General features: G+C 68.8%; 19 protein-coding genes and 3 pseudogenes. 5 read left to right on the top strand and 17 right to left on the bottom strand.

Annotated elements, in window-relative coordinates:
• Positions 1-94: 94 nt before the first annotated feature.
• Positions 95-1,594 carry a hypothetical protein gene (locus NRF20_RS41505; protein WP_398629363.1) on the bottom strand — a complete coding sequence of 500 codons (1,500 nt, stop codon included), beginning with the start codon at positions 1,592-1,594 and terminating at the stop codon, positions 95-97.
• Between the two features lie 231 nt (positions 1,595-1,825).
• On the opposite strand from NRF20_RS41505, the gene NRF20_RS41500 reads away from it, so the two are divergent.
• On the top strand, positions 1,826-2,962 hold the full coding sequence (locus tag NRF20_RS41500; protein WP_398629364.1) for a phosphotransferase: 1,137 nt from the start codon (positions 1,826-1,828) through the stop codon (positions 2,960-2,962).
• 95 nt (positions 2,963-3,057) lie between these two features.
• Here the strand turns inward: NRF20_RS41500 and NRF20_RS41495 are convergent, their stop codons facing one another.
• From NRF20_RS41495 to NRF20_RS41470, 6 genes are all read right to left on the bottom strand, one after another.
• A complete protein-coding gene (locus tag NRF20_RS41495) occupies positions 3,058-6,138 on the bottom strand; it encodes a ThuA domain-containing protein (protein WP_413754671.1) in 3,081 nt (1,026 codons plus the stop codon).
• 85 nt (positions 6,139-6,223) lie between these two features.
• A complete protein-coding gene (locus NRF20_RS41490; RefSeq protein WP_398629366.1) occupies positions 6,224-7,099 on the bottom strand; it encodes a sugar phosphate isomerase/epimerase family protein in 876 nt (291 codons plus the stop codon).
• Positions 7,096-8,310, bottom strand: coding sequence for an ABC transporter substrate-binding protein (locus NRF20_RS41485; RefSeq protein WP_413754244.1), 1,215 nt, complete (start codon positions 8,308-8,310; stop codon positions 7,096-7,098). The genes NRF20_RS41490 and NRF20_RS41485 overlap by 4 nt, the downstream gene beginning before the upstream one ends.
• A complete protein-coding gene (locus NRF20_RS41480; protein WP_266364851.1) occupies positions 8,307-9,311 on the bottom strand; it encodes an ABC transporter permease in 1,005 nt (334 codons plus the stop codon). Before NRF20_RS41480 ends, NRF20_RS41485 begins: the two co-directional genes overlap by 4 nt.
• Positions 9,308-10,324, bottom strand: a complete 1,017-nt coding sequence (locus NRF20_RS41475; protein WP_398629368.1) for an ABC transporter permease — start codon at positions 10,322-10,324, stop codon at positions 9,308-9,310. The genes NRF20_RS41480 and NRF20_RS41475 overlap by 4 nt, the downstream gene beginning before the upstream one ends.
• Positions 10,321-11,808, bottom strand: a complete 1,488-nt coding sequence (locus NRF20_RS41470) for a sugar ABC transporter ATP-binding protein (protein WP_398629369.1) — start codon at positions 11,806-11,808, stop codon at positions 10,321-10,323. The genes NRF20_RS41475 and NRF20_RS41470 overlap by 4 nt, the downstream gene beginning before the upstream one ends.
• Positions 11,809-11,973: 165 nt before the next feature.
• On the opposite strand from NRF20_RS41470, the gene NRF20_RS41465 reads away from it, so the two are divergent.
• On the top strand, positions 11,974-13,161 hold the full coding sequence (locus NRF20_RS41465; RefSeq protein WP_398629370.1) for an ROK family protein: 1,188 nt from the start codon (positions 11,974-11,976) through the stop codon (positions 13,159-13,161).
• A 154-nt stretch (positions 13,162-13,315) separates the two neighbouring features.
• Here NRF20_RS41465 and NRF20_RS41460 read toward each other — a convergent pair whose 3' ends face one another.
• Positions 13,316-13,585: a hypothetical protein gene (locus tag NRF20_RS41460; protein ID WP_398629371.1), complete on the bottom strand. Its 270-nt coding sequence runs from the start codon at positions 13,583-13,585 to the stop codon at positions 13,316-13,318.
• Between the two features lie 69 nt (positions 13,586-13,654).
• Positions 13,655-14,986, bottom strand: a complete 1,332-nt coding sequence (locus NRF20_RS41455) for an N-acetylmuramoyl-L-alanine amidase (RefSeq protein WP_413754243.1) — start codon at positions 14,984-14,986, stop codon at positions 13,655-13,657.
• Positions 14,987-15,369: 383 nt separating this feature from the next.
• Here NRF20_RS41455 and NRF20_RS41450 point away from each other — a divergent pair, with 383 nt between their 5' ends.
• Complete coding sequence (locus NRF20_RS41450) at positions 15,370-17,583, top strand: terpene synthase family protein (RefSeq protein ID WP_413754242.1); 2,214 nt, start codon at positions 15,370-15,372, stop codon at positions 17,581-17,583.
• Positions 17,584-17,743: 160 nt separating this feature from the next.
• Here NRF20_RS41450 and NRF20_RS41445 read toward each other — a convergent pair.
• The 4 genes and pseudogenes from NRF20_RS41445 to NRF20_RS41430 form a co-directional block, all read right to left on the bottom strand.
• A pseudogene (locus NRF20_RS41445) lies at positions 17,744-17,878 on the bottom strand (glycosyl hydrolase family 95 catalytic domain-containing protein); the annotation flags it as partial.
• A 391-nt stretch (positions 17,879-18,269) separates the two neighbouring features.
• Positions 18,270-18,770, bottom strand: a complete 501-nt coding sequence (locus NRF20_RS41440) for a hypothetical protein (protein ID WP_018550733.1) — start codon at positions 18,768-18,770, stop codon at positions 18,270-18,272.
• A gap of 151 nt (positions 18,771-18,921) precedes the next feature.
• Positions 18,922-19,323, bottom strand: a complete 402-nt coding sequence (locus tag NRF20_RS41435) for an ACT domain-containing protein (RefSeq protein WP_413754241.1) — start codon at positions 19,321-19,323, stop codon at positions 18,922-18,924.
• Between the two features lie 10 nt (positions 19,324-19,333).
• Positions 19,334-19,934, bottom strand: a pseudogene (locus tag NRF20_RS41430) (CGNR zinc finger domain-containing protein).
• Between the two features lie 47 nt (positions 19,935-19,981).
• Between NRF20_RS41430 and NRF20_RS41425 the strand changes: the two are divergent.
• Both NRF20_RS41425 and NRF20_RS41420 read left to right on the top strand, forming a co-directional pair.
• Positions 19,982-20,284, top strand: a pseudogene (locus NRF20_RS41425) (pyridoxamine 5'-phosphate oxidase family protein); the annotation flags it as partial.
• A gap of 46 nt (positions 20,285-20,330) precedes the next feature.
• The gene (locus NRF20_RS41420; RefSeq protein ID WP_398629375.1) at positions 20,331-20,636 is read left to right on the top strand and encodes a pyridoxine 5'-phosphate oxidase C-terminal domain-containing protein; all 306 of its coding nucleotides are present in this window, start codon (positions 20,331-20,333) and stop codon (positions 20,634-20,636) included.
• 24 nt (positions 20,637-20,660) lie between these two features.
• Here the strand turns inward: NRF20_RS41420 and NRF20_RS41415 are convergent, their stop codons facing one another.
• The 4 genes from NRF20_RS41415 to NRF20_RS41400 all read right to left on the bottom strand — a co-directional run bounded on the left by NRF20_RS41415 (position 20,661) and on the right by NRF20_RS41400 (position 24,171).
• Positions 20,661-20,903 (bottom strand): DUF397 domain-containing protein, encoded by a 243-nt coding sequence (locus NRF20_RS41415; protein ID WP_398629376.1) that lies wholly within the window; start codon positions 20,901-20,903, stop codon positions 20,661-20,663.
• A 102-nt stretch (positions 20,904-21,005) separates the two neighbouring features.
• Entirely contained in the window at positions 21,006-22,172 is a 1,167-nt protein-coding gene (locus tag NRF20_RS41410) for a thiolase domain-containing protein (RefSeq protein ID WP_398629377.1), read from the bottom strand.
• Entirely contained in the window at positions 22,165-23,217 is a 1,053-nt protein-coding gene (locus tag NRF20_RS41405) for a thiolase domain-containing protein (RefSeq protein WP_413754240.1), read from the bottom strand. The genes NRF20_RS41410 and NRF20_RS41405 overlap by 8 nt, the downstream gene beginning before the upstream one ends.
• Positions 23,218-24,171, bottom strand: a complete 954-nt coding sequence (locus NRF20_RS41400) for a Zn-ribbon domain-containing OB-fold protein (RefSeq protein WP_413754239.1) — start codon at positions 24,169-24,171, stop codon at positions 23,218-23,220.
• Positions 24,172-24,173: the final 2 nt, after the last annotated feature.

Raw genomic sequence — 24,173 nt, 5'->3', positions numbered from 1 at the left:
CCACCTACGGGTGCGGTGCTCGGACAACCGGTGGCCGGACTGTGGTCGGTCGGACAGTTGATGGTCGGGGTGTCCTCACTGCGGTGCCCGCATGTCAGATCTCCGACGAGCGCCTTGGCTGCTTGATGATGGAGCTCTGCGGCAGGGCGAGCTCGATCTCCTCGCGCAGGTCCTCGATCTTCGCGTAGCCCGCGAACCGGCCCGTCAGCCGGTACATCTCGCGCAGCCGGTCCCAGGTGCGGTGCGAGGAGGTCTCCCCCATCGTCACCAGGGCGAGCCGCGCATAGCGGTCGGCCTGCTCGGGATCGTCGGCGATGAAGCACGCCGAGGCGAGTGAGATGTAGTCGAAGATCTTGGACCGCTGGCGCCCGTTGGCCCGAAGCTCCAGTGCCTGCTTGGCGTGGCGCTGAGCCACGATCGCCACCGACGGGTCGTGTTCAGCGAGCGTACGGAACGCCAGGGCCTGCATGCCGTGCAGATCCGCCTCGTCGAACAGCTGCATCCAACTGGGCGGCGGCACATCGCTCTTGTCCGATACGAAGAGCTCCTCGGCCTTGCCGAGGGTCCGGCGCATGGCCTGGCCGCGGCCCATGGATGCCTGCGCCCAGGCCTCGATGGTGTGCAGCATGGCCTGGGTTCGCGGCAGCACCATGTCTCCGGAGCCGGACTTGGCGAGCTTCATCAGGTCCAGGGCGTCGTCGGGACGGCCCAGGTGGACCATCTGACGGGCCGCCCTGGAGAGCGCTTCGCCCGCGCGCGGGCGGTCGCCGCCCTCGCGCGCCGCGTGGGCGGCGATGACGAAGTACTTCTGGGCGGTCGGTTCGAGACCGATGTCGTGAGACATCCATCCCGCGAGCACGGCGAGATTGGCCGCGACACCCCAGAGGCGGCGCTGCAGATGTTCGGGGTGACGGAAGGCGAGCATGCCGCCCACCTCGTTGAGCTGCCCCACCACGGCCTTGCGCTGGAGTCCGCCGCCCCGGGACGCGTCCCAGGCGCGGAACACCTCGACGGACCGTTCTAGCGCCTCGATCTCCTCCGACCCGATGGGCGCGGCCTCGTACCGGTCGAAACCGGCTGGGTCCGCGTACAGAGGGTCGTCGATCCTTGGAGCATCGGCCGCCAGCACAGGGTCGGTGTGCAGCCAGTCGTGCATGGGGCCGGTGATGGTCGATCCTGCGGCGAGCGCGGCGCCCGCGCTCACCAAGCCGCGTCGGTTGAGCATGAGGTCCATTCCCGTGAATTCGGTGAGGACCGCTGCCGTCCGCTCGGGCGCCCACGGCAGTCCGTCGGGATTGTGCTGCTTCCCGACCTCCCGCTGTTTCCCCACACGCCCGCGTCGGCCGAACCCGAGGTCCTCGATGGTCACGACACGACCGAGCCGCTCGGTGAACAGGGCAGCCAGCACTTTGGGCACGGGATCGCGGGGGGACTCCCCCATATCGATCCAACGCCTCACCCGCGAGGTGTCGGTGGCCAGCTGCGGATGGCCCATGGCCGCCGCCTGCCGGTTCACCATTCTCGCGAGTTCGCCCTTGGACCAGCCGGCAAGGCCGAACAGGTCGGACAGGCGGGTGTTGGGTTCTCCGGTCACTTCAAGCCCCCAGGTTCTCGGCTGAGTTGACAGTAACCCCCTGTCAGATGCGTTGCGACTATTCGCCAGGGTTCGCCAGGGTGCGCCAGATGGTCTGCTACCCGCGGTCCGGTGTCAGGTAGGAAAGCGCCACCCCGCCCGGCAGCCCTAGGTACTCCCCAGGGTGCCGAACGGCCGCCGGCCGGGGCGGTGCACGCAACTTGTCGGCGCACGAAGGGATCTGTCTCGCCCATGTACACAGCATCGTCCTCCGTGACCGCCCCGCCCCGGCCGCTTCGTCCCCTGGGGGCGGGCGGCGGGCCGTACCTCGCACCGCATGCCGCGCCGCCGGTACCCGGCACGGTTCGGCCGCGGCGGCCGGCGGGGCTGGGCGGCCCGCCGCTCAGCGGGCGGCTGGACCTGTCCGGCCCGCAGGGCGCTCAGCTGAGGATGGTGATCGCCTCGGTGCACCGGATCTGCCCGGAGTTCAATCCGGTCCAGGTGCTGCGCCGCAGCGGCCGTTCGGTGCTCCTGGTCGGCTCCACCGGTCGCACCACTGCGGTCGCCAAGTGTTTACTGGACCACTCCCCCGCATGGTCGGAGCGGTTCCGTCACGAAATAGCTGCATATCGTGCGTTCGTCCGGCACCGCCCGCCGGTGCGGGTGCCTCGGCTCATCGCGGCCGACCCGGAGAACTGCACTCTGGTGATCGAGCGGATGCCCGGCCGGGTGGCTGCACTGACCCGGCACCCGTCGGAGGCGCCACCGCGTGCGGATGTGCGGGCCGCGCTCGGCGCGGTCAGCCGGGTCAATGCCTGGCGGCCGGCTCCGGGGCTCTTCGACGCGCCGCTGGACTACGCCTCGCGCATCGCCCGCTATCACGAGCTGGGGCTGTTCACCGACCGTGATCTGGGCGATCTGCAGAAGCTGCTGCACGGTCTCGCGCATGCGGGCGCCCGTCAGGGCATGGGGCAGTTCTGTCACGGCGACGCGCTGCTCTCCAACATCCTGCTGTCGCCGACGGGTCCGGTGCTGGTGGACTGGGAACACGCGGGCTGGTATCTGCCGGGCTACGACCTGGCGACGCTCTGGGCGGTCCTGGGCGACGCACCGGCCGCGCGGCGTCAGATCAGCCAGCTGGCGCAGGCTGCGGGGCCTGCGGCGCGCGATGCGTTCCTGGTGAACCTGATGCTGGTGCTGACTCGGGAGATCCGTACGTACGAGACGGCTGTCCAGCGGGCCATGCGGGAGCCGGCGCCCGCGGGAACCGGTCAGGACCGGCCGGGTGTGCTCTCGTCGAGCGAGGAGCAGCGGCTGCTGCTGCGCCGGCTGCACGACGACTGCGCTATGGCCCGCCGGGCCGTGCGAGCCGCGGTCGGCACTCGCTGACCCTGCCCCGGGGGACGCACGCTGCGGGTCCGGTGCCGACACACCGGGCCCGCAGCGCGCTGTTGTGTTGTTCCCTGCGGCGGGTGGGCCGTCGGTCAGGGGCTCTTGAAGTCGACTGCGTCCACGTCGAACGAATTGTCCTGCGGGGACGTGAAGACGAGATACAGCTTGTGGGTGCCCTTCAGTTCCTGGACGGGCACGGCCGGGGTTGCCTGATAGTTGTCCCAGCCACCTGTGTTGGAGACCGGGGTGGTGGCGAGCAGCGGACCGTCGGGGGCGTCCGCGCGCAGTTCGATGGCGCCGACCCCGTACGGTGAGGAAAGCCGGTAGCTGACCGTGCCGATGCCTTCGACGCTCATCGGATCGAAGGCGACCCAGTCGCCGTTGGAGACGTCTCCGATCCGTTTGCCGTTCTCGGCGCCTTCCTGGGCGACGATCCGCGTGCCGGACTGGGCGTCGTAGTACTCCGCCTGCTTGTGCTTCGGCTGGAGGACGGCGCGACCGTAACCGGTGAGGGCGGAGACACCGTCGCCGCCCTTGTCTGTGTACTTGGCGTTGAGTACGTAGGTGAGGTCCGCGCCTTCGGGGTGGCCGCCAAGGTCTCCCGTGTCCACGGTGCCTTCACAGCCGGGGATGTCGGTGGTGGGGTGCTCGTGGTCGTCGTGTCCCAGTGCCGGGTTGACGGTGACCTTGGAACAGTCGACCGGGCCGTCCTCGGGATCGGTGACCGTGACCTTGTACGGGATCTTGTCGCCGAACTCGATGAGTTTGCCGCTGACCGGGAAGTCGATGGTCACCTTGGGGGCGGTGTTGCCGGCGGTGACGGGGATGTTGGCGTAGCCGGACTTGCCGGTGGAGTCGGTGACTTTGAGCTGGGCCGCGAAGTCGCCCTTGACCGTGTAGGTGTGGCTGGGGTTCGCGTCGGTGGAGTCGTAGGTACCGTCGCCGTCGAAGTCCCAGGCGTAGCTGAGCGTGTCGCCGTCGGGGTCGTTGCTGCCCTCGCTGGAGAAGTCGACCTTCAGCGGTACGGGGCCGTCGGTGGCGGAGGCGGCGGCCTTGGCGACCGGCGCACGCTGTCCCTGTGCGTAGTCGATGCGGTAGAGCCCGGAGTCGTTGTTGCCGCCGCCGAAGGAGCTGCCCCATTCGAGGACGTACAGCGATCCGTCGGGGCCGAACGTCATGTCCATCGGCTTGTTGAATTTCTGTGAGGAGAGGAAGTCATTGATCTTCAGGAGCTTCTGGTCCTGGTCGAAGCGGACTTCCTTGACGTAGTTGCGCGACCACTCGTAGAAGAAGCTCGCGCCCTCGAAGTAGGCGGGGAACTTCGTCATGGACGGGTTCGTGCTGTCGTAGTGGTAGACGGGCCCGCTCATCGGGGCCGAGCCGCCACTGCCGACCTCGGGAAATTCCTTGGATTCGCCGTAGCCGTACCAGATCTCCGGCTGCTGGATCGGCGGGAGTTCGGTCAGACCGGTGTTGTTGGGCGAGGGGTTGACCGGGTTGGCGCAGTCGAACTTGGGGCCGACTTCCTTGGTGTCCGGGTTGTAGGGGGCATAGGCCTGGTTGTTGCCGTGGCAGAACGGCCAGCCGAAGTTGCCGGCCTTCTTGATGACGTTGTACTCGACGAGGCCTTCGGGCCCACGGTCGGTGGTGGGCAGTCCGCGGTCGGGGCCGTAGTCGGAGGCGTGGACGTAGCCGGTCTTGGGGTCGACGGTGAAGCGGAACGGATTACGGAAGCCCATCGCGTAGATTTCGGGGCGGGTCTTGGCCGTTCCCGGGGCGAAGAGGTTGCCCTTGGGAATGGTGTAGCCGCCGGAGTTCTTCGGCTTGATGCGCAGGATCTTCCCGCGCAGGTCGTTGGTATTGCCCGCGGTTCGGGCGGCGTCCAGCATCTGCTTGCCCGCGCGCCAGTCGAGCGGGGCATAACCCTGCCAGTTCGGGTCGAGGTTGGGCGGAGTGTCGTCGCCGACACCGAGGTAGAGCGTGCGGTCGGGGCCGAACTCGACGGCGCCTCCGGTGTGTCCGGGCTCCGGGAAAGTGCGGTCGCGGTAGGCGGGGACATCGATGAGCTTCTTCTCGCTGGTGAGTTCGAGAGTGGTGCCCTTGACCGTGAAGCGGGAGAGCCGGTTGACATCCTCGGTGGCACCTGCGGGGGCGTAGTAGAGGTAGATCCAGTGGTTCTTCTTGAAGTCCGGGTCGAGTTCCATGCCGACCAGGCCGTCCTCGCCGCCGGTGTAGACATCCAGCTTCCCGGCGGTGGTGGTGGCGTGGGTCGCCGGGTCGTAGATGTTCACCTCGCCGCTGCGCTGGATGTAGAAGACGCGGCCGTCCTTGGCGACATCGAGCTCCATCGGGTCGGCCGTGTTGTCGTCGAGGGTGACCTTCTCGTAGCCGCTCCAGACGGTGCCGCCGCAGTCGCCGGGCTTGTTGCCCGCGGCCCACTTGACGCCGCCGATGACATGGGTACGGAAGGCCGCTTCGCTGTACGAGGCCGTGTCGTGGCCCATGGCGGTTGCCCAGACCCTGCCGCCCTCGGTGTTGCGGCACCAGGAGATGGGGTGGTCGGCACCCATGGCGGATCCGCCGGGGTTGTACGTGGTTTCGTCGGCGGTCACCAGGACGTGGACGTCGCCGCGGGGGTTCTTGTCGAAGTTGTACCACTCCTCGGGGCGCTCCCAGCGTTCCGGGAGTCCTGCGGTGGAGGGGTGGACGCGGTCGGCGACCTTGGCGGTGCCCTGGAGGACTCCGGGTGAGTGGGCGGGCATGTGGACGCCGCCATTGATGGCCTCGTCCCACCAGGGGAAGGAGTCCTCGATCCCCATGTCGAGGGTGTTGTGGATGGCGACGACGCCGCCGCCGTTGCGTACGTACGTCTGCATCGCTTCGCGCTGGGCGTCGGTGTCCCAGACCATGCCGGAGTTCTGCAGCATGACGATGACGTCGAAGTCCTTGAGCAACGCGTCGTCGAAGACAGCGGGGTCGGCGGTCTCGACGAGTTCGAAGTTGTTGGCGACCGCCTCTTCCTTGAACATCTGGATTCCGGCGGGAATGGAGGCGTGCACATAGCCGACGGCGCGGGTGAAGAGCAGGGCACGGAAGGCGGGGGCCTCACCGGTGGTGGCTGCGGTCGCGGGCAGCGCGGTCAGCGCGAGGAGCAGTGCGCTCACCAACGCGATGAACGTATGGCGTATGTCACGAGCATGACAGTCCCGTTGACGGCTCACGAGCGGGTCCTCTCTGCGGGTCGTGGACGAGCGGGGGTCAGGGGGTGGTTTCGAGGGCGCGGCGCAGAAACGCCAGGCCGTCGGTCGCGATGGTGTCCTGGGTGTCGGCGAGCGGCCGCCAGACGGAAGCGGCGACCGCTATGGCGTCGTTGTGCGCGGTGAACGACTCGATGCAGAGCGGACCGCGGTAGCCGCTCATGGTGAGTGCGGTCAGGAAGCCGGGCCAGTCGAGGGAGTCGGCGCCGGGGGTGCCCCGGTCGTTGGCGCACACCTGGACATGGACGATGCGGCCGGCAGCACGGCGTACGGCGTCGGGCAGGGAGCGTTCCTCGATGTTCTGGTGGTACACGTCGAGCGCGAGGCCGATGGTGTCCTCGGGTAGCCCGGTCAGTGCCGCGAGGGTCTGGTCGACGGTGTTGAGGAGGCTTGTCTCGTACCGGTTGAGGGGCTCCACGGCGATGCGCACACCGGTGGCGCGTGCGTGATCGACGACCGGGGCGAGGTTCTCCCGTAACTCTTCGTACGCCGCGGCGCGTTCGGCGCGGTCCATTCGCCAGGTGCGGCCGACCGCCGTGTACACGGGTCCCGCGACGGTGGGGGCGTTCACAGCCTGGGCTGCGTCGATGCAGCGACGCAAGTAGTCCTGGGTGACCCGGACGGTCTGCGGATCGGTGCGGACGAGGTTGCGGTCGGGCGGCATGACGGCGATCACGGCGGCGACTGCGAGACCGGATGCGTCGAGGAGTTTGCCGACTGATGCGGGTGCCCAGTCCCGTTCGTTCTCCAGCGGGATCTCGACGCAGTCGAAGCCCCACGCGGACAGGCGCGGCAGAGCGTCACCGAGCGCTTCGTATGTCACCGGCGAGTGCCAGATCCACGGATTCACTCCGAGCGGGAACGCGGCGGCACTCACTTCTTGCCTCCCCACTTCTCCGGGAAGCCGGGGAGGTTCTCGCAGCCGCACATCGCGTAGTGGAGTGGTGGCATGCCTGGCTTGAGGTACTGGTCGAGGGTGTCCTGGGTGACGGTGGGCTGCGGAAGCTTCCACTCCTTCGGGACCTGCTCCCCCTTGAGGATCTTCAGCGCGGCGATGACGGGCGTACGCCACTGGAAAGTGGGGTACGACGGGGCGATCGCGGTGAGCTTCTTCTCCTTCCATACCTGGAGGAAATCCTGCTGGTCCTCACCGGTGATCGGCGGCACGTCCTTGCCGGCGTCCTCGAAGGCTTCGACGGCGGCGACCGAGGTCGCGCCGGAGTCCATCCAGACGCCGTCGATGTCGCCGTTGCGGGTGATCGCGTCGGTGACGATCGCCTTGGTCTTGGCCGGGTCGCCGTCGGTGAACTTCACGTCCACGACGTCGAGTCCGCTCTTGTCGAGCGCAACCTTCGCCGCCGACCAGCGGGTCTCCAGCACATCGACGCCGGGGGAGATCCGCAGGGCGAGAATCTTCCCCTTGGGCTTCACCTTCCCGACGAGGAAGTCGGCGGCGACCGCCCCGTAACCGTAACCGCCGATCGGGTTGATGAAGGTGACGGCGCAGTCCGTCTCGACGCCCCGGTCGAAGACGATCACGGGCACCTTTGCGCAGGCTTGCTCGACGGCAGGGGTGAGGGTGGCCGTGGTGTTCGGAGAGACGATCAGGACGTCACAGCCCTGACCGGCGAGCTCCTGGATGTCGGAAATCTGCTTGTCGTCCTTGCCCTGCGCGTCGAGCACGGTGAAGTCGGTGATCTCCTTGTGGAGTCCGACCTCGGCCTGCATGTTCTTCAGGCCGACCTGGCGCCAGGGGTTGAAGACTCCGGCGTTGGACAGACAGAGGTGGATTCCGCCGGAGCCCTTCTTCTTGTACTGCGTGGTGTCGACGAGCTGCGGCTGGAGCATCTGCTCCCACGGCTTGCCTGCGGGGCCCTGCGGGGACTCCTTGGCGAGGGCGAGCTGGCGGTCGTATTCGGCCCGGTCGAAGAACTTCGACTGCCGGCCGGTACCCGGGGCGCCCGCGGTGCCGCTCGCTGCTCCGGCAGGCGCGTCGGGCGGGGCGTCGCTCGTGCAGCCGGCGAGCAGGGCCGCGCCGAGCAGAGCGGCGAGGGGCACGAGGGCGTGTCGGATCTTTCGCGTGCTCATGAGGATTTCGCTCCCGAGGGCTCGGTGCCGCGGCGGCGCAACCGGGACCAGTCGGCTGCGCCGAGGGCGACGGCTGCGATGACAATGACGCCTTGCACGGTCGATTCCAGGGCGCCTGAGACGCCCTGGAGATTGAGCAGGGTGAACAGCGCCTGGAGCGAGAAGGCTCCGGCCATCGCCGCGACGACGGAGCCGCGCCCGCCGCCGAGCACCACGCCGCCCAGGACGACGGCGGTGATCGCCTCGAACTCGTAGCCACGGCCGGCCTGCGCCGAGACTCCGGAGAAGCCACCGACGAGAACGGCGGCGAGTGCGGCCGCGACGCCGGAGAGGATGAAGGCGATGGTGCGGGCGCGCGCGACCCGGACTCCGGCCAGGCTCGCGGCGCGTTCGCTGTCGCCGGTGGCGAGCAGCGTGCGGCCGAAGTCGGAACGCATCAGGCGTACGGCGAGGAGACCCGCAACGACGCACACGAGGACGGCCCAGGGCAGCCAGCCGAACGCGGTGCCGCGCCCGAGCCGGCGAAATACCGCGGGCAGCGCGCCGTGCGGCGAACCGCCGGTCCAGAAGAAGACGGCACCTTCGAGGATCAGCATCATGCCGAGCGTCGTGATGAACGACGGCACGCGCAGCAGGGTGGTGATCAGTCCGCTGACGAGACCGGCAAGGGCTCCGGCCAGCAACAGGATCACAGTGACGAGCAGCCAGGGTGCGCCCGGGAACGAGCCGTACAGTTCGGCGGCGACCACCACCCCGGCAGTGACGATCGCTCCGACGGACAGGTCGAACTCTCCGCACACGATGACCAGATACTGACCTGCGGCGAGAATGACGAGAGGTGCGGCGCGCTTGATGAAGGAGAGGAAGCGGTCGGGTTCGTAGAAGCCCGGGTCGGTGAGGGCCAGCGCGGCGAGGAGAGCGGCGAGCAGGATGTAGACGGGTGTGCCGGTGGTGAGGGCACTCAGGACGCGGCGGCCGGCGGGTGCCTGTGCACTGGTCATGCGGTCCTCTCCTGCTCGGTGCGGCGGCCCCGTGCGTATAGGGCGACCGCCGCGATGATGACGACGCCGCGGACGACGTTCTTGAAGAACGGATCGACGGCGAGCTGGTTGAAGACGCTGTCGAGCACGGCGAGGACAAGGACTCCGCCGAGGGTGCCCGACACTCCCCCGCGGCCCCCGGCGAGCGCGGTGCCGCCGAGAACGACGGCGGCTATGGACTCCAGGTCGTAGCGGGCCTCCGTGCCGGCCCAAGGAGCTCCGGCGCCGAGCCGGGCGGCGAGGAAGAGCGCCGCGGCGCCGACACAGAGTGAGCACAGGACATGGGCGGTGATGACGGTGCGTCGGGTGCGGACCCCGGAGAGCCGGGCCGCGTGCTCGTCACCGCCGGTTGCGTACATGTGGTGGCCGAGCCGGCTGTGACGGGTGATGAGCCAGAGGACTGCCGCGACCGCGAGAAGCAGGAAGAGGGAGACGGGAACCGGCCCGATTCGGTCGTAGCCGAGGTGCTGGAAGGAAGCGGGGACCCTGCCCGCTGGGCCGGTGTAATTGTCCTCGATCCAGCCGCGCAGTATGAAGGCGGTGCCGAGGGTGGCTATGAACGCGTTGACCTTGAGGCCGGTGACGATCAGTCCATTGGCCAGGCCGACGGCGGCGCAGAGGGCGAGGACGGCAAGGATCGCCACGGGGACGCTGCCGCTCTCCATCGTTTCCGCGGCGACGAGGGTGCCCAGACTGATGAGGTAGGCGACGGACAGGTCGAGTGATCCGGTGAGAATGACGGCGGACTGGCCGACGGCGACGAGACCGAGGGCGACGCAGTTCTGCAGGATCGTCACCACGTTGGTGACGGTGAGGAAGTCCCCACCGCGGGCGGCGACGACGATCCAGCCGAGAACGGTGACAGCGAGGGCAGCGAGCCAGACCCCGGTTACGGGGCCGGTGAGGCGCAGCTCGGCAGTCCGTCCCGGGCCGCTGCGGGACCGGGTCTTCAGGTCGGGCCGGAGTGCGGTCATGCAGTTCCCTCCCGCGCACGGTCGCCGCCGGTGGCGACGCGCATGACGGCTTCTTCCGTGGCTCCGGCGGGAAGTTCACCGGCGAGGCGGCCTTCCGACATGACGAGGATGCGGTCACTCATGCCGATCAGCTCGGGCAGTTCGGAGGAGATGATCAGTACGGCGAGGCCCTCGCGTGCCAGTTCCCGTACGAGGGTGTGGATGGCTGCCTTGGCGCCGACGTCGACGCCGCGGGTCGGTTCGTCGAAGAGAAGCACTCGGGGACGGGCAGCGAGCCATTTGGCGATGACGACCTTCTGCTGATTGCCGCCGGACAGATACTGGACCTGCTGGTCCTCGCCGTGGGCCTGCAGGTGTACGCGTTCCAGCAGCGCGGTCACCTCGCGGCCCGCGGGCGGTCTGCTGCGGGCGGGCACGGCCCGGGTCACGAGCAGCATGTTGTCGGTCACGGACTGACGCAGGGCGAGGCCCTCGGCCTTGCGGTCCTCGGTGACCAGGGCGATTCCGGCCCGGACGGCGTCCCGGGGGCGGGACGGGCGCAGTGGTTTTCCGTCGACGGTCATGGTGCCCGTGGTGAAGGGGGCGACGCCGAAGAGGGCACGGGCGAGGGAGGTGCGACCGGAGCCCTGGAGACCGGCGACGCCGACGACCTCACCGGCCCGCAGAGTCAGATCGATGCCGGAGATGCGGGCGTTGCCGCCACTGCTGACGGTGAGCCTCTCCGCGCCCGCCTCGCCCGGGCGGGCGCGGGGTGGGTAGTAGGCGCCGAGTTCCCGCCCGACCATGGCGCGTACGACCGTGTCGGCGTCGGTGTCGCGGGTGTTGAGCGTGGCGATGTGGCGGCCGTCCTTGAGGACCGTGATGCGCTGCGAGAGATCGAAGACCTCACGGAACCGGTGCGAGATGTAGAGGATGCCGAGCCCACGGGCGGCCAGTCGGCGTACCAGGGAGGCGAGCTGTTCGGCCTCGTGATCGGCGAGCGCGGCGGTGGGTTCGTCCATCACCAGGATCCGGACGTCGGAGGCGAGGGCCTTGACGATCTCGACGGTCTGCCGGCGTGCGACGGACAGTTCGTGGACGGGGGTCCGCGGGGTGATACCGGTCTCGTCCATCTCGGCGAGGAGTTCGGCGGTACGCCGCTCCATGGCACGCCGGTCGACGAGTCCGTACCGGGTCGGTTCACGGCCGAGGAAGACGTTCTCGGCGACGGTGCGGTGCGGGAGCAGGGCAAACTCCTGGTGGATGATGCCGATCCCGGCGGCTTGGGCCTGCGCCGGATGGCTGAAGGAGTACGCGGTTCCGTCGATGGTGAGGGTCCCCTCGTCGGGTAAGTGCTCGCCCGCGAGGATCTTCATCAGTGTTGACTTTCCTGCGCCGTTCTCCCCCACCAGGGCATGTACTTCTCCGGCTTCGAGGTCGAGCCCCACCTCTTGGAGCACACGCACCCCAAGGAAGCTCTTGGACACACCGTGCATCGTCAGCATCGAATGGCTCCTCGCTCAGCGGCCTGCAGAGCAGAGTCGTGACATGCCTTAGGACTGTCAAGGGCTCAAGCACCTTTGTTTTCAACCGACTTGGAGCAGGCTTATGCCGATAGTCGAACAGAGAATGCCTTGTGAGCAGCGAAAGTCGTCCTTAGGGTGACTGTCATGTCTTCGCCGTCGGATCGCACAACCGCTGCCGCCTCGCACTCGCCGGGCGAGGTGCTCGCGCTGATCAGTTCAGGGGCGGTGGCGACCCGTGCCGATATCGCCCGGATCACCGGCATGGCCCGTTCGACGGTCTCCCAGCGGGTGGACGCGCTGATCGCACACGGCCTCGTGGACGAGGACGCCGACGGAGGTTCCACCGGCGGCCGCCCGCCGCGCCGACTGGCGCTGCGCACCCGTGAACACGCGGTGGCCGGGGTGGATCTGGGAGCCTCGCACTGCAGGGTGGCACTGATGGACATCGGCGGCGCCACCCTGGCAGTGCAGGAGGAACCGCTGTCGATCGGTGACGGACCGGACTCCGTACTGCGGCACGTGGAGCGGACCGTGCGCACCCTGCTCGACGAGGTGCACCGGAAGCCTGAAACGCTGCGGTCCATCGGCGTCGGAGTACCGGGCCCGGTGGAGTTCTCCACCGGCCGTCCTGTCGATCCGCCGATCATGCCGGGCTGGCACCAGTACCCGATCCCGGAGTTCTTCGCCGCCCGGTTCGGTGTGCGGGCGCTCGTCGACAACGATGTGAACGTGATGGCGCTGGCCGAGCAGCGCCGCGCCTTCCCGGACTGCCGCTACCTGTTGTACATCAAGGTCGGTACGGGGATCGGCTGCGGGATCGTCGCCGACGGCCAACTGCACCGGGGTGCACAGGGCTGCGCCGGCGACATCGGACATATCCGGGTCGCGGACCTCGACGATCCGTGTCGGTGCGGCAATTCGGGCTGCCTGGAGGCCGTCGCGGGCGGTGCGTCACTGGCGGCGAAACTGGTCGGCCTGGGACTGGACGCGACATCGGGCAGCGATGTGGTGCGGCTGGTGCAGTCCGGGAACCGGGACGCCGTAAGGATGGTGCGCGAGGCGGGGAGGGCGGTCGGCGAGGTACTCGCCGGTCTGGTGAACTTCTTCAACCCGGACACGGTGGTAATGGGGGGCGCACTGGCCGCCGTCCACGACCAGTTGCTCGCGGGGGTACGCGAGGCGGTCTACCGGCGCTCGCATCCGCTGGCCACGCAATTGCTGCGGATCGAGCCGAGCCGTACGGGTGAGAATGCGGCCGCGGTGGGGGCGGGCATCCTCGCGATCGAGCATGCGCTCTCTCCCGCGCAGGTGAACCGCCAGGTCGCGGGCTGACAGAGGCCGGGCAGCCGGGTCGGCGACCGAACGGCCTCAAGTGCCTCTCCGTGCACGGATACCGTGCACGGAGGGGCACGAGTCACGCGGTCACGCGGCCACGCGGCCACGCGGTCACGCGGTCACGCGGTCACGCGGTCACGCGGTCACGCGGTCACGCGGGAATCATCAGGTCCCACCGGGCCTCGAACAGTGCGCACCGGTACTCCGCCCAACTCCCGTCGCTGACGCCCGCATCCCCGGCCGCGACGCACTCCTGCTGGGTCCCGTACGAGCCGGCAAACTCCCAGCCCTGCACCCCGACCTCGGAGACGGCAGCGGCCGAGGCAGTCGCGACGGTGACTGCGGCGCCGGCGCCAGTGAGTGCGAGTGCCATGGCAACGCCCATGGCCGCTGTGGTGGCGGTCCTGGTCAGCTTGTACACGAAGGCCTCCTCTTCGTTGTTCGGATGCACTCAATCTCTGGTGCTGCTGCGACGACTCCCCCCGCGGTCTCAGCGCGTCCGCACGATGTCCACGTCGGATCCCTTCGCAAAGGCGACCCGGTGGCCGATCTGCACCGTCACGTACTTCTCCTTGCCGCGGAAGTACGAGTGGTCGAGCGGGTACGAGGCGTCGACCGTCGGGGCGTAGTAGAAGCCCGTGGGTGCCTCACCGCCGCCGGGATAGGACTGACCGGCCTTGATGGTGTACTGCAGCGGCGAGCCCACCCGCTGGTCCCCGAAGTCCGCGGGGTACTCGGACTTCTGCGGGTACGCCACCCCGTACACCGGCACCTCCGTACGGCCCGCCTTCGGCTTGACCACGTAGCCCGAGGTGGGCGTGGTGGTCCGGGTGTGGGCCGGGGTCCGGAACCAGGCCTTCTGGCCGTACCACCAGATCGCCGTCCAGCCGGGGGCGTGGTCCGCGACGACGGCCTGCTGGGTGGCGCTGATCTTGCTGCCCCAGTCGGCGGCGCAGTTCGTGCCGGGCGAGCCGTCGGTGTGCAGGCCGGGGTCGGAGAAGAGCGGTGCGTCGGTGGACGGTGCGGTGTGGAGCGGGACGGCGCTGGAGGCCTGGACCGGCAGGTCGACGCCCTTTTCGCAGTCGCGGAACGCCTGCTTGTTCTTGTTGAAGTCCGGGTTGACGGTGATGAGTTCACTGCTCTTGGGGGCGCTCGGCACGGTGGGCTTTCCGAGCAGCGCCATGAAGTGGTTCCAGTCCCAGTAAGTGCCCGGATCCCAGTGCATGTTCTTGGTGCCGGACGCGCTGGTGGGCGGCACACCGTCGTGGCCGATGATGTGCTGGCGGTCGAGCGGGATGTCGTACTTGGCGGCGAGGTAGCGCACCAGCTTGGCGGTCGAGCGGTACATCTCGGGGGTGTACCACTTGGCGCCCTCGACGGCGACGCCCTCCTGCTCGATGCCGATGGAGTGGCTGTTGACGTACCAGTTGCCCGCCTGCCAGGCGACATCCTTGCCCTTGACCATCTGGGTGACATGACCGTCGCCGGAGCGCACCACATAGTGGGCGGAGGTCTGCTTCAGCGGGTTCTGGAAGATCTTCAGGGTGGTGTCGAAGTCTTCCTCGGTGTCATGCAGAACAATGAATCTGATCTTGTTGGTGTGCGGCCGGTCCGAGGTGTCGTAGTTCCCGTACGTCTCCTTGTCGGCCGGGTCACCCGTCTGCTGGTAGGCCGCCGGTACCCAGTCGCATTCGAGGCCGCGCGGGCATTCCGGCCGCACCCCGTCCGCACCGGCCTGCGCCGCGGGACTGAGCAGCGCCATGCTCAGTGCGCCGACCGTGGTCAACGCAAGTGCGAGTCCGGTCCTCTGCTTGGACGTCATGACAACCCTTCTTGGAGCCGTACGTGATGGAGCCGTGCGTGATCCGATCTCGCTGTTCCGTTGCGCGCACACTCTCTGACCTGAGGTGATAGCGCGTCAAGAGTTCAGTGGCGGTCACAGGTCAAGCCAGTGGACCAGACCACTGACAGGGTGTCTGACCTGCGGTCGGAAAGAATCAACTGGTGGCTGACGGTGCCTCGTTACCTGGGTTCTACGGAGCGGCCGGCCGACCGGCGACATGCGCTCGCACACCACGAACGAGCGTACTTTTTATGTGATTAATCCCGGATGTGCGTGCCCCGAACGGCCGAAGGGTAGTGCTCGCGCGGACACGACCGGTCCGTGCGACCTACGCACGGAGACATCGGAAAGGCCGGACGCACATGGCTCAGCCCTTCACCCTGCCGGACTTCTACGTTCCATATCCGGCGCGGCTCAACGCCCATGTCGAGGAGGCGCGACAGCACACCAAGAAGTGGGCGCGCAGCATAGGGATGCTGGAGGGTTCGGGTATCTGGGAGGAGAAGGACCTCGACTCCCACGACTACGCGCTGCTGTGTGCGTACACCCACCCCGACTGCTCGTCCGAGGCCCTCTCGCTGGTCACCGACTGGTACGTGTGGGTCTTCTTCTTCGACGACCATTTCCTGGAGCTGTTCAAGCGCACCCCCGACCGTGAGGGCGGCAAGCGGTATCTGGACAGGTTGCCGGCGTTCATGCCGATGGACCGTGGGGCTGAAATGCCGGAGCCGACGAATCCGGTCGAGGCGGGGCTGGCAGATCTGTGGGCGCGGACGGTGCCGAACATGTCCGACGCCTGGCGGGTCCGGTTCGCCGAGGCGACGAAGAACCTGCTCAATGAGTCGCTTTGGGAGCTTGCCAACATCAACGAGGGGCGTATCGCGAACCCCGTCGAGTACATCGAGATGCGCCGCAAGGTGGGCGGTGCCCCGTGGTCGGCGGGTCTCGTGGAGTACACGGCGGGCGCGGAGGTTCCCGATTCGGTGGCCGACGAGCGTGCGCTGCAGGTGCTGCGGGATGCCTTCTCCGACGGCGTACATCTGCGCAATGACCTCTTCTCGTACCAGCGGGAGGTCGAGGACGAGGGTGAGAACAGCAATGGCGTGCTGGTCCTTGAGCACTTCCTCGGCTGCTCCACCCAGGAGGCCGCCGATGCGGTGAACGATCTGCTGACGTCGCGGCTGCAGCAGTTCGAGAACACGGCGCTCACCGAACTCGGTCCGCTCTGCGCGGAGAAGGGGCTGGACCCGGCGGACACAACGGCGGTTCTGGCGTACGTCAAGGGGCTGCAGGACTGGCAGTCGGGTGGTCATGAGTGGCACATGCGCTCCAGTCGCTACATGAACGACGGCGGCGCCGGTGAGGCCACGCTCGGCTTCGGTATGGCCGCGGCGTCGATCCGGTTCACCCCCCGCTCGGAGACGGCCCGGCTGCGCAGCCACTCCCATATGCCGTACCAGCATGTCGGCCCGTCCCTGCTGCCCGACTTCGAGTTGCCGTTCGGTACGACGCTCAGCCCGCACCTGGACGGGGCGCGGGTACGCATCGTCGAATGGGCGAACCGTATGGGGATCCTGGAGGCACAACCGGGGGTGCCGGGTTCACACATCTGGGACGAGGAGCGGCTCGTCGCGATCGACCTGCCGCTGTGTGCGGCAGGTCTGCACCCGGATGCGACGCCGGAGGAGCTGGATCTGTCCTCCCAGTGGCTGACGTGGGGGACGTACGGCGACGACTGGTTCCCGGTGGTGCACGGGCGGGCTCGTGACCTGGCGGGGGCCAGGCTCGCCAATGAGCGTCTGTCGCTGTTCATGCCCCTGGACGGGTCCGGGACGCCCGAGCCGGTCAACGCTCTGGAGCGGGGGCTCGCCGATCTCTGGGCGAAGACCTCGGCCCCGATGGACGCGAGCGGGCGCCGCGCCTTCCGGACAGCGGTCGAGGACATGACCGCAAGCTGGGTGTGGGAACTGGCGAACCAGGTGCAGAACCGCATTCCGGACCCGGTGGACTACATCGAGATGCGACGGAAGACCTTCGGTTCGGATCTCACGATGAGTCTGTGCCGGCTGGGGCACGGCAGGAAGGTGCCGGCGGAGATCTACCACAGCGGTCCGCTGCGCTCGCTGGAGAACGCGGCGTCGGACTACGCGTGTCTGCTCAACGACCTGTTCTCGTACCAGAAGGAGATCGAGTACGAGGGTGAGGTGCACAACGGCGTCCTGGTGGTGCAGAACTTCTTCGGGGTGGACTATCCGACCGGGGTGGCGATCGTGCACGACCTGATGAAATCGCGGCTGCGGCAGTTCCTGCACGTCGCCGAGCATGAACTCCCGGTGCTGTACGACGACTTCGGGCTGGACGTGGAGGCGAGGGAGACCCTGGCCGGGTACGTGCAGGAGCTCAAGCACTGGATCGCGGGCATCCTGATCTGGCACCGGGACTGCCGGCGCTACCGCGAGCAGGATCTGCGGCGGGGCACCGGCGCCCCGTGGCACCTCAGCGGTCCCACGGGGCTCGGTGTCTCGGCGGCGCGGGTGACCGCGCTGTTCGCTCAGCACTCGGCCACCAGCGTGTAGCGCCCGCCCGCACGCGCCTTGAAGACCTTCTCGCCGCTCGCGAACGGCGAGCTGCGGACGGTCACTTCGCGGTTGCGGCTCGCCGTGATCACCACACGGCGGGCCTGCCCCGCGGCCCATTCGATGTCGACGGTGAAGCCGCCTCGGGCGCGCAGCCCGCGCCCGCGGTCTTGAACATTTCCTTCGCCGTCTTCCGGCCGGGGGTGCGCATCGCTTCGATGTAGCGGTCGTACGGTGCGGTGGTCTCGGCGAGGTTGGTAACCTCCGCGAGCCAGTAGTTCATCTGCAGATTGATTGCGCCGAGGGCACCACCGCCGATGGGCAGCGACTCGCGCTCCCGACCCGCGGCAGGGATGTTGTACCGGAGCGTCGGTTCCGCCGATTTCTTCGAGTACGCGGAGCCTTCGCCTGCTTTGATTCATCGGAGGTACTGGCGGCCGCCACCGCGCCGAAAAGGGCAGGGATTCCCAGCGCCAGAAAGCTGGTTGCGCCTATCGCTGTCTTCACTGTGGCGCGTCGTGTCATCCCGAACGTCATGCGGCCGACGGCAAAGGTCCGATGAATGCCCCGACGAGACGGTATGAAAAAGCGGCCCCTTGGTCAGAGGCCGCCACCACTTGGACAGATGGGTTATACATGCGCCCGCAGCCATCCGATGCGCACGGGCGGCCGACGAAGGGACGGTTTCAGCCCTGCTGGAACAGCTCGGCGGGCAGAGGCTTCAGCAGGGTGTACAGGTCGTCGGTGATCGGCCGGTCCCAGCTGGCGATGGTGACGAGCACGCCGTCGCTGCGGTCGAACTGGACGCAGGAGATCCGGCTCTCGGAGAGCTTGACGCGGCGGACGATCAGCAGGTTGTCGCCCTGCATCACGGGCATGTCCTCGGTGCCGGTGACCTCGACCGGCTCGTCGTTCTCGAGCGCGAGCAGCAGCTGGGCGACCTCGAACGGAACCTGGCCCTCCTCGGTCTCACGGGCGGGCGAGCCCTCCGGGAGATTGCCGATGATCATCGCGGGGCCGCGGCCGCCGAACAGGTCGTAGCGCAGAAAGACGCCCTGACAGCTCCCGTCGGGCGCAGGCAGCAGACCGGCACCGAGGTTTCCGGGCCAGTCCCCCGGGTCCATGGCCAGGACGTCGAAGTCGGGGCCCGCGGGTGTGGCGGCGCTACGGCGGCGGAGGAAGGACATGCAGACATGTTACGTGTCCGGGCTCACGTTGCGGAGCCGGGTCTGCGCCGGCCGGGGCACAGCCGGGTCCGCGGCTCGGGCTCCGGCGGGTCCGATGGCCGCACTCCGGCGGTTCTGCGGCCCGTGCTCCAACAGCTCCCCGGCCCTGCCCCTAGCCGGATTCCGCGGCCAGTGCCTTCAGCACGTCGACGGCCTCGGCGGCCCGGTCGTAGGGAACGAACAAGTGGTCGTGGTGGAAGCCGGCCACCACATTGCAGCTCAGCCCGGCATCGGTGAGCGCCAGGGACACTGCGGCGGTGAGCCCCACCGCGTCCAGCGCGGAGCGGACACGCAGGGTGATCCAGCCCGCCACGTAGTCGTATCGCAGCCCGGCGGATACGGCTTCCGTCTCCGGCAGCACCAAGGTGAGCCCTTCGGGCTCGGTGACCGTGACGACCGGATTGACGCCTTCGGGCATCGCTCCGTCGGGCACGGTGACAAAGACATGGCGTCCCGGGTTCAGCTCCGGCCGCATGCCGCTCAGCAGGGTTCGAAGATCGCGCTCACCTGTCACGATCACCACGCTACGTGGTGCGGTGGCGCTCGTGGTGACGTGCGACCCGGGCGCGGTTTCCGCAGGACGGCTTGCACCACTCCTGGCGGGGATGCCTCTTGATGGAAGTAGCGCACGCAGCGTGGGGCGTGGCAGGCACGCAGGGCCGTGCGGTCCGGTCCGGCGAGGAAGCCGATGGCCGCGCGGGCAAGGGCGGCGGGCAGGGCGATCCCTTTCGCCGTTCCGTCGGCCGGGTGGTCATGGACGACAGGATCGCAGTCCTGCGCCCAGTCGAGGCGTGGCACGGTCGGGACTGCGGCAGCGGCGGCGTTGAGCCGGCGGAGCGCCTCTTCGAAGGGCAGCAGCCGTCCGGCGTCGGCGCCGCTCGGCTCGCCGGGGCGGACCGCGTACGCGAAGAGCGCCCGAACGGCGGCGCGCAGCGACCGTACGGCTTCGAGGCTCTGTTCGTCGGCCGTCCAGCTTTCGCCACCCGACGTGTCGCCGAGCAGACCGCGCCGTTCGCGCACCCCCTGGGTCAGCCCGTCCGGGGTGTCGAGGTCGTCGGCGACACCTCCCCGCTCGTCGTGGCGGATGGTGAGGGCGAGGTCGAGCGCAAGCCGGGTGTCGGACACAGAGCTGGTAGCTTCGACTGAGACCGTTAAACACAGGGAGGCTCGGCATGACCGAGCTGCTTCAGTTGCTGCGCGACATCGAGGTGTTCCGGGGCGAGCTGCCCCTGTTCGGTCCTCGAACCGCGCCGGAGACTCCTGCCGAGCTCTTCACCGAATGGCTGTTGCACGCCCTGGAGTCAAGGGCGCGGGAGCCGCACGCGATGACCCTGTCGACGGCGCGTGCGGACGGGACTCCGACCGCCCGCACCCTGATCCTCAAGAACGTCTCCGAGCAGGACCGGCAGTTCGCCTCGGACGCGGGCGGAGCGAAGGGCCGCGATCTCACGGAACGCCCCTTTGCCGCGGTCACCTTCTACTGGTCTCCCCCTGGCCCGGCAGGTCCGGGTGCGCGGGCCCGTGGTCGCGGAGAGTGCCGAGCAGAGCGCGGCGGACTTCCTGGCCCGGGGTGCGGGGACCAGGGCCGAATCGCTGCTCGGGCGGCAGAGCAGTCCGCTCGGCGACCTCGCGGAGCGCGACGCGGCGGTACGGAAATCGCCGGCGCGCCTGGAGCGGGAGCCGGATCTCGTTCCGCCGGGCTGGACGCTGCACACGGTGCGCCCGCAGAGTGTGGAGTTCCGGCAAGGCGACAAGCAACGCAGGCACACACGGCTCAACTACCGTTTCGCTGACGACAGTTGGGTGCGCGAGCTGCTGCGGCCCTGAAGAGGGGCGCCGGGCGTTCGACGCTCAGGTGAGGTCGAACTCGCCGTCGCGGGCGTTCACCACGAACGCGCGCCATTCGGCCGGGGTGAAGATCAGCGACGGGCTGCCGGGCTTTCCGGCGTTGCGCATCGCGATGAATCCTTCGACAAAGGCGATCTGGACATCGCCCGCGCCCTGACTGCCCGACCGCCAGTCCGCGTTGCTGAGATCGAGGTCCGGCTTGTCCCAGCCCGCAATGGGCTGCCGGCTGGTGGTGCTCTCCGTCACGTCGGCTCCTCCCGCTTGTCGTCCCGGGCCAAAGCCTAGCCACCGACGGCGGCCTGGGACAGGCCGCGGGCAGGGCTTCCACCGGTCCGGGACGGACCGCGGTCAGCGGGTGGGAGGCTCGGCTCCGACCAGCCACATGGAGAAGAACTGCGCCCCGCCGCCGTACGCATGGCCGAGCGCCTTTCGCGCCCCCGCCACCTGGTGCTCGCCCGCCTGTCCCCGTACCTGCAACGCGGCTTCGGCGAAGCGGATCATGCCGGAGGCGCCGATGGGATTGGTGGAGAGCACCCCACCCGAGGGGTTCACGGGCAGATCTCCGTCGAGTTCGGTGACGCCGGACTCGGTGAGCTTCCAGCCCTCGCCCTCGTCGGCGAAGCCGAGGTTCTCCAGCCACATCGGTTCGTACCAGGAGAACGGCACATACATCTCGACGGCGTCGATCTCCCTTCGGGGGTCGCCGATCCCCGCCTGCCGGTACACATCGGCGGCGCAGTCCTTGCCCGCCTGTGGCGAGACGAAGTCCTTGCCGGCGAAGAGCGTCGGTTCACTGCGCATCGCACCGCCGTGCACCCAGGCGGGCCGATGCGGCGAACGGTCCGCACCGGCACGGTCGGTGAGGATCATCGCGCAGGCCCCGTCGGAGGACGGGCAGGTCTCCGAGTAGCGGATCGGGTCCCAGAGCATCGGTGCGGACTGGACCTTCTCCAGGGTGATGTCCGGGTCATGGATGTGCGCGTACGGATTCTTGAGCGCATTGCGACGGTCCTTGTACGCGACGAGGGAGCCGACCACTTCCGGCGCTCCGGTACGGCGCATGTAGGCCCGGACGTGCGGGGCGAAGAAGCCGCCCGCGCCCGCCAGCAGCGGCTGCTGGAACGGGATGGGAAGCGACAGGCCCCACATGGCGTTGGACTCCGACTGCTTCTCGAAGGCGAGCGTGAGGACGGTACGGTGCACCCTCGCAGAGACCAGATTGGCGGCGACGAGTGCGGTGGAGCCGCCGACCGAGCCCGCGGTGTGCACTCTGAGCATCGGTTTGCCGACCGCGCCGAGGGCGTCGGCGAGATAGAGCTCCGGCATCATCAGGCCCTCGAAGAAGTCGGGTGCCTTGCCGATGACGACGGCGTCGATGTCCGCCCAGGTCAGTCCCGCGTCCTCCAGCGCACGGACGGCGGCCTCGCGGACGAGTCCGGCGATGGAGACGTCCCGGCGGGCGGAGACGTGCTTGGTCTGGCCGATGCCGACGACGGCCACGGGCTCCTTAGGCATGAGCACTCTCCCCTTCGAGGACGGCGACCAGGTTCTGTTGCAGGCAGGGACCGGAGGTGGCATGGGCGAGTGCCCGGTCGGACTCCCCGCGGTGGATACGGGCCGCGGCCTCGCCGAGGCGGATCAGCCCGGCGGCCATGACGGGGTTGGCGGCGAGCGCACCGCCGGACGGGTTGACGGTGACGCTGCCGTCGAGCCCGAGCGCCTTGCGCAGCACCACCTCCTGGGAGGTGAACGGGGCGTGCAACTCGGCGGTGTCCACGGGCCGTTCGAAGACCCCGGCGTGTTCGGCAGCGAGCCTGGTGGACGGCGATTCGGTCAGCCTCCGGACCCCGAGACTGTGGGGCTCGATGCGGTGGTCGATGCCGCGGATCCAGGCGGGACGGGGGCACAGGGCCCGTGCGGTGTCACCGGCGGCGAGGATCACAGCGGCCGCACCGTCTCCTACCGGCGGGCAGTCACCGGTCCGCAGCGGCTGTACGACGTATTCGCCGGCCGGGACCGGGCCGGCGATCTGGGCGTGCGGGTTGTCCGCGGCGGCGGCGCGGCTGCGGGTGGCGATCGCGGCGAGGGCGGCCTCATCGGTGTCGCCCGCGTCGATCAGCGCCTGCGCCTGAAGTGCGGCAAGTGCGACGGAGTCCGTCCAGAGAGGGCCGACGTAGTACGGGTCGAGCTGTCGGGTGAGAACGTCGCGCACCTCACCGGGCGAGGACTTTCCGTAGGAGTAGACGAGTGCGGTGTCGGCCTCGCCCGTCTGGATCTTCACCCATGCCTCGTACAGCGCCCAGGCGCCGTCCATCTCCACATGGGACTCGGAGATCGGCGGGTGGGCGCCGACGCCGTCGAGGGCCATGGTGAAGGAGAAGGCGCGGCCGGCGAGGTAGTCGCTGGATCCCGAGCAGGTGAAGCCGATGTCGCGTGCCCTGAGGCCGGTCGCGTCGAGGACCTGGTGCAGGACCGGCATGAGCATTTCGACTTCGGAGAGTTCGTCGGTGCGCCGCAGATGATCCGTCTGCGCGAAGGCGACGATCGCTACGTCTCGCATCTACAGCAGCTCCTTGTACGCGTCGTAGTCGGCGTCCGGCTCTCCGGTGGGCCGGTAGTGGTCGGGGTGGCGGCCGCCCTCGGTCCAGACGGGCTCGACCCGCAGACCCATCCGCACCTGGTCGTACGGGATGCCGCCGATCCGCCCGTGCAGGGCGAGGTCGGCGCCGTCGAGGGCGATGTGGGCGTAGACGTACGGGACCTCGATGGCGTCGTTCATGGCGTTCTTGGCCTTGATGTTGACGATGCAGTACGTGGTGACGGTGCCGCGCGGGCCGACCTCGACCTGTTCGGCGGTGGCGACGCCGCAGGTGGGGCAGGCGCCGCGGGGCGGGACGTACACCTTGCGGCAGGACGGGCAGCGCTCGCCGACGGTGCGCTGGTCGGAGAGGGCATTGAGGTACGCGCTCTGGGCGCGGCCGGGGGTGTACGTGTAGTCGAGGCGGGCCGGGGTGACGATGCCGGTGACGGGGTCGGCGAACTCGCCACTGTGCGGAGTGCTTTGGGCCATCGCCTCGCCCTCGTACGGTTCGAAGCAGGCGATGTCCGTGATGGCACCGGTGCGCTGCGGGGCCCAGCGGATCCGGACCCGCATACCGGTGTTCACGGTTTCGGGTCCTGGCGCGTCGAGGACGTGGAGCAGGGCTGTGTCGGCCCCGTCCAGCTCGACCAGCACCCAGGCGAACGGGGTGGCCAGGGGCTGGTCGCGGCGCGGGGCCGGGTTCCAGGCCCAGGTGGTGACGGTGCCGGTGGTGGCGACCTCGGTCAGTTCGCGCAGTTCCTCGGCGGTGACAGGGTCGTACTCGACGGGCGGGACCATGACCTTTCCGTCGCCGGTCCGCACGCCGAGCACGGTCCGTTCGCGCAGCCCGGTGAGGAAGGCGCTCTGGACCGGGCCGAGAGAGCGGGTGAAGGGGAACTCGACCACCAGCGGTGCGCTGAGGACGTCGGGCACGG

It is taken from the genome of Streptomyces sp. R-74717, assembly GCF_047305335.1.
Taxonomy (GTDB): Bacteria; Actinomycetota; Actinomycetes; order Streptomycetales; family Streptomycetaceae; genus Streptomyces; species Streptomyces atratus.
This window is presented reverse-complemented; position numbering and strand designations above follow the sequence as displayed.

What these genes read in the sequence shown, in the direction of transcription:
- NRF20_RS41450 (WP_413754242.1), top strand. Translation starts at nt 15,370, where the DNA reads ATGGCTCAGCCCTTCACCCTGCCGGACTTCTACGTTCCATATCCGGCG.
- NRF20_RS41410 (WP_398629377.1), bottom strand. Translation starts at nt 22,172, where the DNA reads ATGCCTAAGGAGCCCGTGGCCGTCGTCGGCATCGGCCAGACCAAGCAC.
- NRF20_RS41465 (WP_398629370.1), top strand. Translation starts at nt 11,974, where the DNA reads ATGTCTTCGCCGTCGGATCGCACAACCGCTGCCGCCTCGCACTCGCCG.
- NRF20_RS41440 (WP_018550733.1), bottom strand. Translation starts at nt 18,770, where the DNA reads ATGTCCTTCCTCCGCCGCCGTAGCGCCGCCACACCCGCGGGCCCCGAC.
- NRF20_RS41405 (WP_413754240.1), bottom strand. Translation starts at nt 23,217, where the DNA reads ATGCGAGACGTAGCGATCGTCGCCTTCGCGCAGACGGATCATCTGCGG.
- NRF20_RS41470 (WP_398629369.1), bottom strand. Translation starts at nt 11,808, where the DNA reads ATGCTGACGATGCACGGTGTGTCCAAGAGCTTCCTTGGGGTGCGTGTG.
- NRF20_RS41455 (WP_413754243.1), bottom strand. Translation starts at nt 14,986, where the DNA reads ATGACGTCCAAGCAGAGGACCGGACTCGCACTTGCGTTGACCACGGTC.
- NRF20_RS41480 (WP_266364851.1), bottom strand. Translation starts at nt 9,311, where the DNA reads ATGACCAGTGCACAGGCACCCGCCGGCCGCCGCGTCCTGAGTGCCCTC.
- NRF20_RS41485 (WP_413754244.1), bottom strand. Translation starts at nt 8,310, where the DNA reads ATGAGCACGCGAAAGATCCGACACGCCCTCGTGCCCCTCGCCGCTCTG.
- NRF20_RS41500 (WP_398629364.1), top strand. Translation starts at nt 1,826, where the DNA reads ATGTACACAGCATCGTCCTCCGTGACCGCCCCGCCCCGGCCGCTTCGT.
- NRF20_RS41475 (WP_398629368.1), bottom strand. Translation starts at nt 10,324, where the DNA reads ATGACCGCACTCCGGCCCGACCTGAAGACCCGGTCCCGCAGCGGCCCG.